This window comes from Pseudomonas sp. S10E 269, from assembly GCF_002798465.1.
In the GTDB taxonomy this organism is placed as follows: Bacteria; Pseudomonadota; Gammaproteobacteria; order Pseudomonadales; family Pseudomonadaceae; genus Aquipseudomonas; species Aquipseudomonas pergaminensis.
Map to the genome: position 1 here is coordinate 6,202,704 of NZ_PHIJ01000001.1, position 15,948 is coordinate 6,218,651.

Genomic DNA, 15,948 nt, shown 5'->3' on the forward strand with positions numbered 1-15,948 from the left:
GAGATCTACTGTGGGAGCTGGCTTGCCTGCGACGGCATCGACGGGGTCTGCCTGAAACAACGAGGTGTCTGCATCGCAGGCAAGCCAGCTCCCACATTCAAATCGGCGTTGGTGCTTAGAAATGGGTGAAGGTCAGGCCCAGCTTGTAGGTGGGGCCGTACTCTTCGTACTGGCCGTTGTAGCTGCGGTGGCCGGTGTAGACGAAGTACGACTCATCGGTGAGGTTCTGCGCTTCGAAGCTGACTTGCAGGTTCTTGGTCAGCGAGTAGCGCGCGCTGAAGTCGACGAAGGTCTGCGCGTCGACGTGCAGGTCGTGGGCTTTGTCGTTGATCGAGGCCAGCTCAAAGAGGTAGGCCGATTTGTAGTTGGCCGACAGGCGCAGGCTGAGCTTGTCGTCTTCCCAGCCCAGCATCAGGTTGCCGACGGTGTCGGACTGGTTGGGCAGGCTGATGTTGCGCTTGCGATTCGTCCCGCTGGCGCTATCGAAGCCTTCGATGTCAGCACTGGAACGGCTGAATGTGGTGTTGGCACCTACCAGCAGGCCATTCCACGGTGCCGGCAGCCAATCGAATTTCTGTGAGTAGGCCAGCTCCAGGCCATAGAGCTTGGCGCTGTCGCCGTTGGCGTAGGTATGCGCCTCGGCGAAATTGGTCCAGGCGCCAGTGCCCGCCAGGTCGGTGTTGTAGACGAAGTTCTTGATGTCCTTGTAGAACACGAACGCCGAGACGGTGCCGGCGCGGCCCATGAAGTGCTCGATGCCCAGGTCCAGGTTGCTCGACTCCAGGGGCTTGAGGTCCGGGTTGCCGAAGGTGGCCTCGTCATCGTCGATCACGAAACCCGGTGCCAATTGGCCAAAGGTCGGGCGCACCACGGACTTGGTCCAGGCCGCGCGCACCTGGGTGTTCTTGTCGATCTGGTAGCGCGCATGCAGGCCCGGGAGCCAGTGGTGATAGCGGCGCTTGGTGTCGGTCGGCGTGAACACGCCATCGGTGGCGCCAGTGCCCTTGGCTTCAAACTCGGTGCCTTCGTAACGCAGGCCGGCGATAAAGCGCCAGTCATCGATATCGATGGTGTTCATCAGGTAGCCGGCGTTGATGTCTTCACGAATGGTGAAATCGTTGACCCGGGATTCGGTCTCGTCATAGAAGTCCGCCGGGTTGAGGCTGCCGATCAACTGCTTGATGGCGCTGGGGCTGATACCGGGGCCGTAGTTGCCGAGGCGATAGTCGACGCTGCCCTTCTGGAATTGGGTGAGGTTGAGCTGGTCGTCGCTGAAGCCAAGGGTGTCGAAGTCTTTGTAGACCCAGGCTTCCAGGTCGTTGTCCTTATTGCGGCGGCTGACCTTGCCGCCGAACTTCACTTGGGAGGCATAGCCGCTCAGGTCGTAGTCGCGGGCCAGGTCCAGGCGCAGGTTTTTCTCGGTGTCCTGGGTGTTCTGTTTTTCCCAGTCAACTTTGTCGAGGGTGAAATTGCGCGCGTCGTAGAAGCCGCTGCCGATGATCGGGCGTGGCTTGTTTTTGTCATAAAAGCCGCTGTTGGCAAAGTCGGCACCGTCGAAGGTCGCGCCGGCGATGTGCGCCGGGCTGTCTTCGCTGGATTGGCTGTAGCCGGCCTGGCCGCTCAGGGTCCACAGGCCGAGCATGCGTTCGCCACCGAACACGTAGGATTGGATCTCCTGGGTTTCTTCACGGTTTTTCAGCTTGCGCTTGGCTTCGGCATCGCCCAGCTCGCCGGCGGCCAGTGGGTCGGCAAATTCGAGGCTGGCGGCGTTGCGGGTTTCGGTGTCTTTGTAGCGGCTGTAGAGGGTGCGCAGGTAGTAGCTGCTGAGGTCATCCGGCTTGTAGTCGAAGTTCAGGCCGCCGCCGGCACGTTCGCGGCTGATGTCGTAGTCGCGCTGTTCGAATTCGTTGAGCTTGGCGCCGTCGGTGAAGTCCCAGGCGCCACCGGTCTCGACGTTGTCCGAGCCGAAGTCACGCTTCTGCCAGCTCAGCGCCGCCGCCACGCCGAAGTTGTCGATGCCATCGCCGAGGCTGAAACGGTTACTGGCAGCGCCGGAGAATTTCGGGCTGGTCTGGCGGGTGTTCTTGTCGTAGCTGGCTTCGGTGCTGCCGGTGTAGAACAGCCCCTTGTGGTCGAAGGCCGACAGGCTTTGCACATCGACCGTGCCGCCGAGGGAGTTGGCGTCCATGTCCGGGGTGAGGGTCTTGATCACGGAGAGCGACTGCACCAGCTCCGAGGGCAGCACATCCAGCGCCACGGCGCGCCGCGCGCTCTCCGGGGCCGGCACCAGGGTGCCGTTGATGGTCACGCTGTTGAGGTCCGGCCCCAGGCCGCGCACGCTGACGAAGCGCCCTTCCCCCTGGTCGCGTTCCACACTGATGCCCGGCAGGCGCTGCACCGCTTCGGCGACGTTTTCATCCGGCAACTGGGCGACACCGTCGGCATGCACCACGCTCTTGATGCTGTCGGACGACCGCTGCTCCTTCAACGCCTGGTCGATGGCCGCGGCCTGGCCGACCACTTCGACGTGCTCGGTATTGGCCACTTCAGCCGCGTTGAGTCGCTCGCTGGCAATCGCCAGGGCCAAGGCAGTAAGCGTAAAGCTGACGAGCCCGGTGCGCTTGTACATGCAATCCTCCCCAAGAATCCGTTGGCGCCAGGCAAGAGGCCCGGCAACTGGGAGGGCACGCTAGGGGTGGGGGATGACGGTTCTGTGACAGGGGTTGGCGCAAAGCCACGTAAACCGCGGTTTTTAGTTTGTTCCGGCAAGCAAATGAGCTGAAATGACCTCGATCAAAATGTGGGAGCGGGCTTGCTCGCGAATGCGGTATTGCAGCTAGCACATGTGTGGCTGATCCACCGTATTCGCGAGCAAGCCCGCTCCCACATTTGTTTTGTGTTTGGCAGGAGATTGTGTGTATGGCATGAGCTGATTCGACCCCTCCCCACCGTCACGCAACCGTCACATCCATCTGCTGTGCTGGCGCCCATCGCTTATTTGCCCAAGGACTCGCGGCCATGTTTTCCGTGCTCAAGCCACATCGCTGGAAACTCTCCCTGTTGCTGATCGCCGCCAACCTCGGGCTGATCCTGCACCTGGCCTGCGGCGAGTTGAAAAGCGTCAGCGAATGGGTGTGGCTGGACATCTTCGGCGAAGGCGGCTCTGCACTGCTCGCCCTGGTCTGGCTGGGCCTGGTGCTGAAAAGCCGCCCCGCCGGGCGCGTCACCAACTACCTGGCGCTGGGCCTGTCGTGCATCTTTTTCTCCTGGTGGATCGATAGCCTCGACGAGTTCATCCGCCTGCCCGACAGCATCACCTGGGACCACTGGCTGGAGTCGGGGCCGATGCCGGTGGGCATGATCCTGCTGACCATCGGTATCTACCACTGGCACCGCGAACAACTGGCGATCAGCGCGCAGATGGAAAAACGCGAGCGGTCGTTCCGCGAGCATCGGCTGTTCGACAAACTCACGCCCCTGGCCGGCGCCGACTACCTCAAGCGCCAGTTGGCCGACAGCCTGCAAGACAGCCACGACCAGCAGCAACCGCTGTCGCTGCTGGCCCTGGACCTGGACAACTTCGCGGCCATCAACCAGGCCTACGGGCATGCCGAGGGCGACGCGGTGTTGCAGGCCCTCAGCCATTTGCTGCTGCTCAACCTGCGCCGCCAGGACCTGCTGTGTCGCCTGGCCGGTGACCGTTTTGTGGTGCTGTTGCCCAACACCGGCGAGCGCCAGGCCAAGGAACTCGCACTGGAGTTGCAACAGGCGGTACGCGGCCTGGCGCACAAAACCCGGCTGCACGGTGAGCGCCTGCAACTGGCGGCGACCACTGCCGTGGTCATGGCCCTGAACGAGCCACCCCACGACTTGCTCAAGCGCCTCAACCTGGCCCTGGCCAGGGCCAAGCAACCCTTGGCGAAAAGTGCCTGACATGTCGGTTAAAACAAGCTGGTACGAAGCCGACAGCCGCTTCATTCCCGGGCACTACCAGCCCGCCACGCTGATCGACCTGGCCTTGTCCCGGGACATCGACAGCCATCGCCTGCTGCGTGGCACCGGGTTGTTTCATGAAGACATCCTCGCCGGCACTGCGCGGTTGAGCCCGCAGCAGTTTTTCGGGTTGATCGGCAACAGCCGCAAGTGGCTCGATGCCGATGACAGCAGCTTCCTGTTCGGCCAGCGGCTGTTGCCAGGCTATTACGGCGCGGCCAGCCATGCCCTGGGCCATGCGCAGAACCTGCACCAGGCCTTGGAGATCCTGATCCAGCAACAGGTGCTGCTCAGCCCGTTGGTCACCCTGCAACTGGAGCTGGATGAGCACCACGCCTACCTGTACTGGCTGGACAGTTGTGGCGCCGGCGAGCACTGGCGCTTCTTGCTGGAAGCCAGCATGACCTCGCTGGTTGCCATGAGCCAATGGCTGAGCGGCGAACGCCTGCCGTGGGTGTGCAGTTTCAGCCACGCCGAACCGCGGTATGTCGAGCAATATTGGGTGCACTTGGGCGAAGGCACCCGTTTCGATCGACCGCTGGACATGATGAGCCTCCCGCGTGAATACCTGACGCGTACCTGGCCAGGCGCCTCGGCCACCGCCGGCCAGGTCGCGCGCCAGCAGGCCCGCGAGCAGATCGACCAACTGGGTTTCGCTGGCAGCTTTCTCGACTGCCTCTATGACTACCTGCGCGAGCAGGTGCGCCACCCCCCAAGCCTGGAACAGGCCGCGCACGCCTTCGCCATGAGCCCGGCGACGCTCAAGCGCAAGTTGCACAAGCACGACACCGGGTTCCAGCAACAGGTGGACCGTGTGCGCAAGCAGGTGGCGCTGCACCTGTACCAGGTCAAGGGCTACAGCAATGATGAGGTGGCGGCGTACCTGAACTTCAACGATGCGGCGAACTTTCGACGCTCGTTCAAACGCTGGACCGGCAGCACCCCCAACCTGATCCGCCAGCTGTTCAACAGCCGCTAGCCAGGCGTTCGCGCAGGAACTCCACCAGCGCCTGCACCGGCCGCGAGCTTTGCCGGTGTTGCGGGTACACCGCCGAGAGCGTCAGGGCCTCGGGGGCGAATTCGTCGAGGACGGTAACCAGGCGGCCGTCCTTCAGCGCTTCGCCGACGATAAAGGTCGGCAGGTAGGTCACGCCCAGGCCGGCGATGGCGGTGTCGCGCAGCAGGTCGCCGTTGTTCACACGCATGCGTCCGCTGACGTTCAGCGCCTGCAACTTACCCTTGAAGCGCCATTGCACCTGGCGGCCATGGCCGTAGGGCAGGCAATCGTGCGCGGCAAGGTCATCGGGTTTTTGCGGCGTACCGCGCAGGGCCAGGTAATCGGGGCTGGCGCAGTACACCCGGGGAATGCTGGCGATACGGCGGGCAATCAGGGTGGAATCTTCCAGGGTGCCGATGCGCAGCACCAGGTCATAACCTTCGCCGATCAGGTCCACGGGGCGGTCGCTCAAATCGACCTCCACCGCCACCTGGGGATGGCGCTGCAAGAACAGCGGCAACAGGCAACCCAGGTGAGCCATGGCAAACGACAACGGCGCACTCAGGCGAATGGTGCCACGGGGTTCGCTGTTCTGCCCGGCGATGCCCTGCTCCACTTGCTCGACTTCACTGAGCAGGCGCAAGGCGGATTCGTAGTAACTCTGACCGAGAGGCGTGACATCCAGACGGCGCGTGGAACGGTTGAGCAGGCGCACGCCCAGGCGCTCTTCCAGTTGGATCAGGCGGCGGCTGACGAACTGCTTGGACAGGCCCAGCTGTTCAGCGGCGGCGGTGAAGCTGCCGGACTCCATGACCTGGCAGAACAGGCGCATGTCTTCGAAGGGGTTCATTGTCGCTTCTCGGTGGACATTTGCGGTTTTTATAACGGGTATGTCGCTACACCACAAATCAAATGTGGGAGCTGGCTTGCCTGCGATGGCGGTGTGTCAGCCAACATTGCTGTCAACTGACACACCGCCATCGCGGGCAAGCCCGGCTCCCACAGGGTTCAGCGGTGTTCTGTGGCGCAGCTTACTTGGCGGTGAAGGCCGAGTAGCTGTTCATCAGGTTGCGGTAGTTGGGGATGCGTGGCGACAGCAGGTTGGCCAGGCCTTCCATGTCGTTGCGCCAGTCTACTTGCAGCTCGCAGGCCACGGAGAACCAGTTCACCAGTTGGGCACCGGCCGCTGTCATGCGCGCCCAGGCGGCCTGTTGCACGGTTTCGTTGAAGGTGCCGGAGGCGTCGGTGACCACGAACACTTCGAAGCCTTCATCAAGGGCGCACAGGGTCGGGAACGCAACGCACACATCCGTCACCACGCCGGCAATGATGATCTGCTTGCGGCCGGTGGCCTTGACCGCCTTGACGAAATCCTCGTTGTCCCAAGCGTTGATCTGGCCAGGACGCGGGATGTATGGCGCGTCCGGGAACAGTTCTTTCAGCTCGGGCACCAGTGGGCCGTTAGGGCCGCTTTCAAAACTGGTGGTGAGGATGGTCGGCAGGTTGAAGAACTTGGCGACGTCAGCCAGGGCCAACACGTTGTTCTTGAATTCGTTCGGGGAGAAGTCCTGGACCAGCGAAATCAGGCCGGTCTGGTGATCGACCAACAGGACAACGGCGTCATCTTTGTTCAAGCGCGAGTAAGGCATGGGGTAACTCCTTTGGGGTTTGATTAGAAGGCAAAGCACGAGCAGCCAAACGCACCCCAGAAACCCTGGAAGTCGCTGACTGGCACGCTGGAAAGACGCGCCTTTTCATGGCTGTGGGAATGCACGCCGCAGGGGCCGCTGCATTGGTGAACCTGAGCCTGCAACGGCGAGCTTGGGCGCCAGTGCCCTGGCACCTTGACCACCGGCGACCAATCCGGCAGCACCGGAACGCGGGGAGGCGCGTAATCTTCGAAATCGCCGGCACCGTAGACCACCTTGCCGCCGACCACAGTCAGTACCGATTCAATCCACTTGATCGCTTCTTCATCGACGCTGAAGAAGTCCGCCGACAGGGCCGCCACGTCCGCCAACTGCCCGACCTTGATCTGGCCTTTCTTGCCCTGTTCGGATGAGAACCAGGCGCTGCCATGGGTAAACAATTCCAGCGCGGTAAGGCGCGGCAAGCCTTCGGCATGCAGCTCCAGGCCGCCGACGGTACGGCCACTGACCATCCAGTACAGCGAAGTCCATGGGTTGTAGCTGGACACGCGGGTCGCATCGGTGCCCGCCCCGACCGGCACGCCTTCGGCAAGCATGCGCTTGATCGGCGGCGTGGCCTCGGCGGCCTTGGCGCCGTAACGCTCGACGAAGTATTCGCCCTGGAACGCCATGCGGTCCTGGATCGCGATACCACCGCCGAGGGCGCGTACACGCTCGATGTTTTTTGGGGTGATGGTTTCGGCGTGGTCGAAGAACCATGGCAGGCCATTGAACGGAATGTCGCGGTTGACCTTCTCGAACACGTCGAGCATGCGCGAGATCGACTCGTCATACGTGGCGTGCAGGCGGAACGGCCAACGCTGCTCCACCAGGTGGCGCACCACCGGCTCCAGTTCCTGCTCCATGGTCAGCGGCAGGTCCGGGCGTGGCTCGAGGAAGTCCTCGAAGTCCGCCGCCGAGAACACCAGCATCTCGCCGGCGCCGTTGTGGCGCAGGTAGTCATCGCCCTGGTGCAGGGTGACGCTGCCAGTCCAGTTCTTGAAATCGCTGAGTTCTTCCTTGGGCTTCTGGGTGAACAGGTTGTAGGCGATGCGCACCGTCAACTGTTCGTCCTTGGCCAGTTGCTCGATCACCGCGTAGTCATCGGGGTAGTTCTGGAAACCGCCGCCGGCGTCGATGGCGCTGGTGAGCCCCAGGCGATTGAGTTCGCGCATGAACTGGCGGGTCGAGTTGACCTGGTATTCCAGCGGCAGTTTCGGGCCCTTGGCCAGGGTCGAATACAGGATCATCGCATTCGGGCGCGCCACCAGCATGCCAGTGGGGTTGCCGTTGCTGTCGCGCACGATCTCGCCGCCCGGCGGGTTCGGCGTGTCCTTGGTGTAGCCGGCCACGCGCAGGGCGGCACGGTTGAGCAAGGCGCGGTCGTACAGGTGCAATACGAACACTGGCGTATCGGGCGCGGCCTGGTTCAACTCTTCCAGGGTCGGCATGCGTTTTTCGGCGAACTGGAATTCGTTCCAGCCACCCACCACGCGTACCCATTGCGGGGTGGGCGTGCGGTCGGCCTGGTCCTTGAGCATGCGCAGGGCATCGGCCAGGGACGGCACACCTTCCCAACGCAGTTCGAGGTTGTAGTTCAACCCGCCACGGATCAGGTGCAGGTGGGAGTCATTGAGGCCGGGGATGACGGTGCGGCCCTTGAGGTCGATGACCTGGGTGCCACTGCCACGCAGGGCCATGGCTTCACCGTCGGTGCCCACGGCGACAAAGCGCCCCTCGCGGATCGCGACAGCGGTGGCACGCGGGTTTTCACGGTCCACGGTGTGGAACTGGCCATTGAACAAAATCAGATCGGCGTTCATAGGGTTTCCTTTACAGAGGCTTCAAGCCAGGGAGCGAACAGGCGGGTGGCCGCCGGCATCAGCAAGTAGACCACCAGTAGGACGATGGTCAGGGTCACCAGGAACGTGGCGACCACGTAGTTGGAGAGAAACGGGTGCAGGCGCAGCACCGGGCCCCACACGATGGGCACCAGCAGGGTCAGCGGCAGGATCACGCACAGGGTGACGACCGCCTGCTTCCAGCGCGGTGGCTTGGCGGCGTTTGGGGTTTCGGGGTTGAACCAGAATTCGTTGACCGCGCCGATTTCGGTGTTGTCGCCCTCGGCGAGCATCGGGGTGGCTTCGGCAATCAGGGTTTTGCGCTCGGGGGAGTCGAGCCAGGTTTCCAGGTCATCGGTGGAGCGGTAGCGCAACACACAGGTGAACAGCGCCAGGTTGCCTTGTTTGCCGCGCACTACGTCGACACCGAGGTGGCCAGGGCGCGCGCCGGCGATGCGTACGATGCGGCGCAGCCAGGCTTCGTAGTCGGCCTCCAGGCCGGGTTTGATGAGGTGCTTGACCACCAGGGTGACGACTTCGTCGGGGCCGGGTTTTGTTGCTGGGTCCATGGGGTGTCCCTCTGCCTTGAAGATTCAGCGATGAGGGAGTTTGCGGGGGGATGGGGTGGGGAAAATTGGATGTACGTGCTGTATCGGGGGGGCGTGTTTTGTTGAGTACATATCCGTTATTTGGGTAACGGCGGCTTATGGTTCCGCTCTTACAGCGGGTCACTTTGGAAAAGCCCCAAAGTAACCAAAGGGCTCTTGCCCCAACACTCGGCACCTCGCCTAGGCTCGGTGTGCCCGTAATCCGACAGTGATTTGGGGGGCCGCCGCCACGCGCCATCCATGGCGCGGGGCGGCTAAACCGGCATCCCTGCCGGTTTACCCCCCAAATCCCTGTCGAATTCCGGCCAGCGTGTTTAACGGGGCGCCTAAGATCAAGATCAAAATCAAAAGCAAAAGCACAGCGGCCTGACAGCCGGCTTGAGTGGTGTGAAGCAAAGGCAAAAGCCAACGCGATCGACTGTAGGAGCCGGCTTGCCGGCGATGGTCGTTAACGATGACGCGGGGGAACCAGGCAAAACGCGGCGTTCTCACGCTTTTCGCCGGCAAGCCGGCTCCTACAATGGACCGCGTATCCACGATGCGAAGCGAGTCGCTCTTGATCTTGATCTGAGGCGCCCCGTCAAACACGCTGGCCGAACGCAGGCTTGAATCCGTGGGTAACCCGGCAGGACGCCGGGTTAGCCGCCCCGCGCCATGGATGGCGCGTGGCGGCGGCCCACGGATTCAAGCCGGAGTGAGGGCACACCGAGCCTAAGCGAGGTGCCGAGTGTTGGGGCGAGGACCTTTTGGTTACTTTTGGGTCCTTCCAAAAGTGACCCGCTGTAAGAGCGGAACCATAGGTAGCCGTTACCGAAGCAACGGATATGTACACAACACAACACCCCCCCATCACCCCGGCAAAGGAATCACCCTCAAAGCCCTCACCGACTTATACGAAAAACTCGAATAAATCTCCTTAACGCAAGGCAACGTCTGCAACACCTCCCGCGCAAACTCCCCAAACGACTCCAAATCCCTAGCCACCACTTCCAACAAAAAATCATACCGCCCCGACACGTTATGACACGCCACAATCTCCGGAATCTCCAACAACCGCCGCTCAAACGCCCGGGCAATTTCTTGGGTATGACTCTCCATCATGATGCTGACAAAAGCCGTCACCCCATACCCCAACGCCTTGGGCGAGAGGATCGCCTGATACCCACTGATCACCCCACTCTCTTCCAGGTTGCGCACCCGCCGCCAACACGGCGAGGTGGTCAGGGAAACGCGGTCGGCCAACTCGGCCACGGTGAGCCGGGCATTGCCCTGCAACGCGTTTAAAAGTGCTTTATCGGTACGGTCGAGACTGACGGGCATAACGTGCCTCTGATTGTTATTTTTCGAGGTTTTTCATCCCAGGACGCAGGAATTAGCAGCAAACATTGCAAAGTTCATCTCTGGTTATGAGCATAGCATTGTAGGAAATAAGGAGCGTCCGACATGAACAATAAACACAACACATTCGGCTTTTCCACCCGCGCCATCCACCACGGCTACGACCCCAAGGACCACCACGGCGCGCTCGTGCCGCCGATCTACCTGTCTGCCACCTTCGCGTTCCCCACCGCCGAATACGGCGCCGCATGCTTTGCCGGCGAAGCCGACGGGCACTTCTACACACGGATCTCCAACCCGACGCTGGCGCTGCTGGAATCGCGCATGGCGACCCTGGAAAACGGTGAGGCCGCGGTGGCGTTCAGTTCCGGCATGGGCGCGATCGCCGCGACGTTCTGGACCCTGCTGCGCCCCGGCGATGAAATGATCGTCAGCCAGACGCTGTACGGGTGCACCTTCGCCCTGCTGCACCATGGCATCGGCGAATTCGGCATCAAGGTGCGGCATGTCGACCTCACGGACCTGGCGGCCCTGCAAGCCGCGCTCAGCCCCGCCACCCGCATGATTTATTGCGAGACCCCGGCCAACCCCACCCTGCAGCTGGTGGACATCGCCGCCGTGGCCGCCCTCGCCCACCAACAGCCGAATGTCACCGTGGTGGTCGACAACACCTACTGCACACCCTACCTGCAACGCCCACTGGACCTGGGTGCCGACGTGGTGGTGCATTCGGCCACCAAATACCTCAGCGGCCACGGCGATATCACCGCGGGCATCGCCGTGAGCAGCCAGGCCCTGGCCCAGCGGATTCGCCTGCAAGGCCTCAAGGACTTGACCGGCGCGGTGATGTCGCCCCAGGACGCCTCGCTGTTGATGCGTGGTCTCAAGACCCTGGCCCTGCGCATGGACCGCCATTGCAGCAATGCCCAGGCGGTGGCCGAAGCCTTGCAGGCGCACCCGGCCGTGGAGTGGGTGACGTACCCCGGGCTACGCTCGTTCCCTCAATACGAATTGGCGACGCGGCAAATGAAATTGCCTGGGGGCATGATCGCGTTTGAACTCAAAGGCGGAATCGACACCGGCCGGCGCTTCATGAATGCCCTCAAGCTGTTCACCCGCGCCGTCAGCCTGGGCGATGCCGAGTCACTCGCCCAGCACCCGGCGAGCATGACCCATTCCACCTACACCCCGGAGCAACGGGCGGCACACGGCATCAGCGAAGGGTTGGTGCGCTTGTCGGTGGGCCTGGAAGATATCGCCGACCTGCTGGCGGATGTGCAGCAGGCGCTGGCCAAGTGCAGCCATACCCTGACGCGTCCTTCTAAGCTTGTGAGCTTTTAATCTGATTTTTTCGGATTGGATCCCCTTCCCGCCGCCAGGCTGTACTAGCATAGGTTCCGGCGGGAAGGACTATTACGCTAGGTTATTCGCATTGGCTTGCACTTTAAATCCCCGCCGCTATGAAGCCGAATACCTGCACGCCTCATGGACGAATTGATGAACGCACAGTTGTTCCCTCATATTGGCAAGGTCATCGCCAGCACCGGCAGCCGCCATTTTCCACGCATGCTGCATGACCTCATCCTCACTCAACTGGCCGTGGATGCCACCCATATCACGCAATTGCAGATCAGCGCCGACGGGCACACTCGTCGCAAGATCAGCCCGATCTATACCGACTCGGTCGCGACCCTCGACGAAGAACAACCCGCAGCAGAACTGCACCTCACCCGGCGCCGGGATGACGTGCGCTATGTGCTGTCGGTGTACCGCACACACCAGTCCGAGAGTTTTTCGCCGCAGGAACGCAGCATGCTGCAGGACTTCTCCACCTTGCTGTTGCCCATGGTCGAAAAGCACATCGCCGCGATCCAGCCCTGCCGTCAGGACAGCGACGCGGTGGTGCCGGAAAACCAGGGCCTCGAAACCCTGCGCAGGCGCATCGAAGAACGGTTGGTACAGTCGGGGTTGACCCTCTCCAACCGTGAGCTTGAGGTGTGCGTGGGCCTGCTCGCCGGGCGGACCGCGCCGGAGTTGGCGGAGCAGTTGGCGTTGAAGGTCAACACCATCGAGAGCTACCTGAAGCGCGCGTCGATCAAACTGGGGATCAGCGGGCGGCATTCGTTGTTGCGATGGATGTATGCCACTGAGGACAACACAGGCTTTTAAGACATACCTGTTCAAAATGTGGGAGCGGGCTTGCTCGCGAATGCGGTAGTTCAGCCAATGAATCTGTTGACTGACACACTGCATTCGCGAGCAAGCCCGCTCCCACATTTAATCTCTATTGGCTGACAAACCTCAATCCCTGGCAAGCGCCTCGATCGGGTCCAGCCGCGCCGCATTCCTGGCCGGCACAAAGCCAAACACAATGCCGATCAACGTCGAGCAGGCAAACGCCGTGATGATCGAGCCCAGGGAAAACACCATTTCCCATTCCTTCACGAACAACGAAAACAGAAAGCCCAGGGCATAGGACAGCGAGATCCCGATCAGCCCGCCGATCAGGCACACCATCACTGCTTCCACCAGGAACTGCTGGCGAATGTCTGACTGGCGCGCGCCGACCGCCATGCGAATGCCGATCTCGCGGGTACGCTCGGTGACAGACACCAACATGATATTCATCACCCCGATACCGCCCACCAGCAGCGAAATCACGGCGATCAACGACAGCAACAGCGCCAGGGAGCGGCTGGTTTTCTGCACGGTCTGCATGATGCTGTCGAGGTTGTTGGTGAAGAAGTCCTTGGTACCGTGGCGTTGCAGCATCAGCTTGTTGACGTTGTCTTCCACCACCTTGCTCGGCTGGCCGTCCTTGATGCGCACAGTGATGCTGTCCAGGTGGCGCTGCCCAAGCAAACGCCCCGCCGCCGTCTCATAGGGCACCCATACGTTCAACGCTTTGCTGGCGGCGAACATATTCTTGTTGTCGGCGGTCACCCCGATCACCGTGCACGGCAGGTTGCCCACCAGGATCACCTGGCCCAGCGGGTCGACGTTTGGGCCGAACAAGCGGTGCCGGGTGTTGTGGTCGATCACCACCACCTGGGCCTGGCGTCGTGCGTCGCTTTCGCTGAAGGCGATACCGGCTTCGAGCTTGAGCCCCTTGACCTTGAAATAGCGCTCGCTCACGCCATTGACCTGGGCGTCCAGGTCGATATTGCCAAAACGCAGCAACAGGTTGCGGCCCACCACCGGCGTGGCGCTGTCGACGTAATACAACTGGTTCAACGCATCCACATCCGACGGCATCAACGTCTCGATAGCCGAAGCACGGCTGTCGCCAAAACTGGTGCCGGAAAAGATATCGATGGTGTTGCTGCCGATCGCCTGGATGTCCTTGAGCACATAGCGCTTGGCGCCTTCACCGATGGCCGAGATCGACACCACCGAGGTGATACCGATGACGATACCGAGCATGGTCAGCAATGTGCGCATGCGATGGGACACCAGCGCAACCCAGGCCATGTTGAAGGCCTCCTTGAACAACCCCAGGCTTGCCACCAGGCGCCGGGCGCCACTGCGCTTGGGCTCTATCGGGGTTTCGCTGGGCAGTTCCAGGCCGACACTGTCGTTGGCCTTGTCGCTGACAATCTCGCCATCACTGACCTCGACAATGCGCTGGGCATTCGCCGCGACCTTGGGGTCGTGGGTGACAATAATCACCGTGTGCCCGGCCGCGTGCAGCTCGGCGAGGATGCGCATTACCTCCTTGCCGCTGTGGGTGTCGAGGGCGCCGGTAGGTTCGTCGGCGAGGATCACTTCGCCGCCGTTCATCAACGCGCGGGCGATACTCACCCGTTGCTGCTGCCCCCCCGAGAGCTGGCTGGGACGGTGGGTGGTGTGCCCCGCCAGACCCAGGCGCGCAAGCAACTCCCGCGCCCGGCTGTGACGCGCGGTTTCCGGTGTGCCGGCATAAATCGCCGGCATTTCCACGTTGTGCAAGGCACTCAAGTGCGCCAGCAAATGGTAGCGCTGGAAGATGAACCCGAAGTAATCGCGGCGCAGTTCCGCCAACTGCTCATCACCCAATGAACGGGTTTCGATGCCGTTGATTTTATAGCTGCCGGCGCTGGCGTAATCCAGGCCGCCGAGGATGTTCATCAGGGTCGATTTACCGGACCCCGAGGCGCCAATGATCGCGACCATTTCCCCGGCATGAATTGTCAGGTCGATGCCCTTGAGCGCGATGAATTCACGCTCGCCGGCCATGAAGCTACGGGTGATGCCCTTGAGTTCCAACAGTGGCTGGGTCATGCGTCAGTTCCCCGCCACGGCTGGCGTGGCGTCGCCGATCACCACCTTGTCGCCTTCGGCCAGGCCGTCGAGGATCTGCACCTTGACGTTGTTGTTGATCCCGGTCTTCACCGCCCGCGACACCGCCTTGCCCTTGGCGTCCAGCACCCGCAGCGAGTAGCTGCCGTCGTTGTTGCGTGCACCCAGTGCCGCCACCGGCACCATCAACGCAGCCTGGGCCGTGTCGAGCACGATACGCACCTGGGCGGTCATGGCGATGCGCAGGCGGTGATCGGGGTTGGGCACATCGAACAGCGCGTTGTAGAACACCGCCGTGTTCTGCTTGGGCGTGCCGGCGGTCTGGGTTTCGAGAAAGTTTTGCGGTGCCGGTTCGGTGCCGCGCAGCTTGGCGTAGTAGCGTTTGTCGGCCTCGCCGAGGATGGTGAAGTAGACCTGCTGGCCGGGACTGATATGAATCACATCGGCCTCGGAGACCTGGGCCTTGACGGTCATGGTGTCCAGGTCCGCCAGCTTGAGCAGCACGGGCGCCAGTTGATTGGCGATCACGGTCTGGCCTTCCTGGGTGACGATGCCTACCACATCGCCGTCGATGGGCGCGACGATGCGGGTGTAGGCCAGGTTGACCTTGGCGGTGTCGATCTGGATATGGGCGCTTTTGATCTGGGCGTCCAGGGACAAGAGGTTGGCTTGTTGCACTTGGAAGGTGGACTCGGCGTCTTCGAAATCCTGGCGCGACACTGATTCGTCATCCTGCAGGCCCTTGTAGCGTTCGTACACTGACTTGGCTTGCTTGAGTTGGGCCGCTGTGGCGCGGCGTTGGGCCTGGAGGTTTTCTTCATCGACCTGGGCTTTGCGCAGGGTGTTTTGCAGGATCAGCGGGTCGATTTCGGCGAGCCATTGGCCCTTCTTGACCTTGTCACCGACCTTGACCTTGAGGGATTTCAATTGGCCGGAGACTTGGGCGCCCACGTCGACCTGTTTGATGCCTTCGAGCAGGCCTGTGGCGAGGACGGCGTTTTCGATGTCACCGCGTTCGGCGGTGGCGGTCAGGTATTGGGGGGCGTCGGCGGGAGCTTGGACCGTGTAGATGATCAGGCCTATGGCGACTGTGATTGCCGTGAGCATTCCTAGTTTGCGTAACTTTGACGTTTCCATGGGTGACCTTTGATCGTGTACATATCCGTTATTTGGGTAACGGCCGCTTATGGTTCCGCCCTTACGGC

The 15,948-nt window shown here is 61.9% G+C and carries 12 protein-coding genes; 4 read left to right on the forward strand and 8 right to left on the reverse strand.

The annotated features are described in order from the left end of the window. Window positions 1-115: 115 nt before the first annotated feature. A complete protein-coding gene (locus tag CWC48_RS28755) occupies window positions 116-2,629 on the reverse strand; it encodes a TonB-dependent receptor (protein WP_100490993.1) in 2,514 nt (837 codons plus the stop codon). Between the two features lie 389 nt (window positions 2,630-3,018). Here CWC48_RS28755 and CWC48_RS28760 point away from each other — a divergent pair, with 389 nt between their 5' ends. Together CWC48_RS28760 and CWC48_RS28765 are read left to right on the forward strand one after the other, a co-directional pair. Then, window positions 3,019-3,933, forward strand: a complete 915-nt coding sequence (locus CWC48_RS28760; protein ID WP_078047989.1) for a GGDEF domain-containing protein — start codon at window positions 3,019-3,021, stop codon at window positions 3,931-3,933. 1 nt (window position 3,934) lies between these two features. Continuing rightward, window positions 3,935-4,972: an AraC family transcriptional regulator gene (locus CWC48_RS28765; protein ID WP_100490994.1), complete on the forward strand. Its 1,038-nt coding sequence runs from the start codon at window positions 3,935-3,937 to the stop codon at window positions 4,970-4,972. Here CWC48_RS28765 and CWC48_RS28770 read toward each other — a convergent pair. The 5 genes from CWC48_RS28770 to CWC48_RS28795 form a co-directional block, all read right to left on the reverse strand. After that, complete coding sequence (locus tag CWC48_RS28770) at window positions 4,959-5,840, reverse strand: LysR family transcriptional regulator (RefSeq protein WP_078047987.1); 882 nt, start codon at window positions 5,838-5,840, stop codon at window positions 4,959-4,961. The two genes, CWC48_RS28765 and CWC48_RS28770, sit on opposite strands and share 14 nt — an antisense overlap. Window positions 5,841-6,021: 181 nt before the next feature. Next, window positions 6,022-6,639 (reverse strand): isochorismate family cysteine hydrolase YcaC, encoded by a 618-nt coding sequence (gene ycaC / locus CWC48_RS28775; RefSeq protein WP_078047986.1) that lies wholly within the window; start codon window positions 6,637-6,639, stop codon window positions 6,022-6,024. A 23-nt stretch (window positions 6,640-6,662) separates the two neighbouring features. Next, window positions 6,663-8,501, reverse strand: a complete 1,839-nt coding sequence (locus CWC48_RS28780) for an amidohydrolase (protein ID WP_078047985.1) — start codon at window positions 8,499-8,501, stop codon at window positions 6,663-6,665. Continuing rightward, window positions 8,498-9,088, reverse strand: coding sequence for an antibiotic biosynthesis monooxygenase (locus tag CWC48_RS28785; protein ID WP_078047984.1), 591 nt, complete (start codon window positions 9,086-9,088; stop codon window positions 8,498-8,500). Before CWC48_RS28785 ends, CWC48_RS28780 begins: the two co-directional genes overlap by 4 nt. A gap of 888 nt (window positions 9,089-9,976) precedes the next feature. Then, window positions 9,977-10,447, reverse strand: coding sequence for an Lrp/AsnC family transcriptional regulator (locus tag CWC48_RS28795; protein WP_078047982.1), 471 nt, complete (start codon window positions 10,445-10,447; stop codon window positions 9,977-9,979). 123 nt (window positions 10,448-10,570) lie between these two features. On the opposite strand from CWC48_RS28795, the gene CWC48_RS28800 reads away from it, so the two are divergent. Next, complete coding sequence (locus CWC48_RS28800; protein ID WP_100490996.1) at window positions 10,571-11,806, forward strand: methionine gamma-lyase; 1,236 nt, start codon at window positions 10,571-10,573, stop codon at window positions 11,804-11,806. Between the two features lie 156 nt (window positions 11,807-11,962). Beyond that, window positions 11,963-12,634 (forward strand): response regulator transcription factor, encoded by a 672-nt coding sequence (locus CWC48_RS28805; protein ID WP_099492504.1) that lies wholly within the window; start codon window positions 11,963-11,965, stop codon window positions 12,632-12,634. A gap of 132 nt (window positions 12,635-12,766) precedes the next feature. Here the strand turns inward: CWC48_RS28805 and CWC48_RS28810 are convergent, their stop codons facing one another. Next, window positions 12,767-14,725, reverse strand: coding sequence for a MacB family efflux pump subunit (locus tag CWC48_RS28810; RefSeq protein ID WP_078047980.1), 1,959 nt, complete (start codon window positions 14,723-14,725; stop codon window positions 12,767-12,769). A gap of 3 nt (window positions 14,726-14,728) precedes the next feature. Next, window positions 14,729-15,880: a macrolide transporter subunit MacA gene (gene macA, locus CWC48_RS28815; protein WP_078047979.1), complete on the reverse strand. Its 1,152-nt coding sequence runs from the start codon at window positions 15,878-15,880 to the stop codon at window positions 14,729-14,731. Between the last annotated feature and the right edge of the window lie 68 nt (window positions 15,881-15,948).

Coding starts and splice junctions, on each gene's coding strand:
- CWC48_RS28760 (WP_078047989.1), top strand. CDS start 3,019: ATGTTTTCCGTGCTCAAGCCACATCGCTGGAAACTCTCCCTGTTGCTG.
- CWC48_RS28795 (WP_078047982.1), bottom strand. CDS start 10,447: ATGCCCGTCAGTCTCGACCGTACCGATAAAGCACTTTTAAACGCGTTG.
- CWC48_RS28770 (WP_078047987.1), bottom strand. CDS start 5,840: ATGAACCCCTTCGAAGACATGCGCCTGTTCTGCCAGGTCATGGAGTCC.
- CWC48_RS28765 (WP_100490994.1), top strand. CDS start 3,935: ATGTCGGTTAAAACAAGCTGGTACGAAGCCGACAGCCGCTTCATTCCC.
- CWC48_RS28785 (WP_078047984.1), bottom strand. CDS start 9,088: ATGGACCCAGCAACAAAACCCGGCCCCGACGAAGTCGTCACCCTGGTG.
- ycaC (WP_078047986.1), bottom strand. CDS start 6,639: ATGCCTTACTCGCGCTTGAACAAAGATGACGCCGTTGTCCTGTTGGTC.
- CWC48_RS28810 (WP_078047980.1), bottom strand. CDS start 14,725: ATGACCCAGCCACTGTTGGAACTCAAGGGCATCACCCGTAGCTTCATG.
- macA (WP_078047979.1), bottom strand. CDS start 15,880: ATGGAAACGTCAAAGTTACGCAAACTAGGAATGCTCACGGCAATCACA.
- CWC48_RS28755 (WP_100490993.1), bottom strand. CDS start 2,629: ATGTACAAGCGCACCGGGCTCGTCAGCTTTACGCTTACTGCCTTGGCC.
- CWC48_RS28805 (WP_099492504.1), top strand. CDS start 11,963: ATGAACGCACAGTTGTTCCCTCATATTGGCAAGGTCATCGCCAGCACC.
- CWC48_RS28780 (WP_078047985.1), bottom strand. CDS start 8,501: ATGAACGCCGATCTGATTTTGTTCAATGGCCAGTTCCACACCGTGGAC.
- CWC48_RS28800 (WP_100490996.1), top strand. CDS start 10,571: ATGAACAATAAACACAACACATTCGGCTTTTCCACCCGCGCCATCCAC.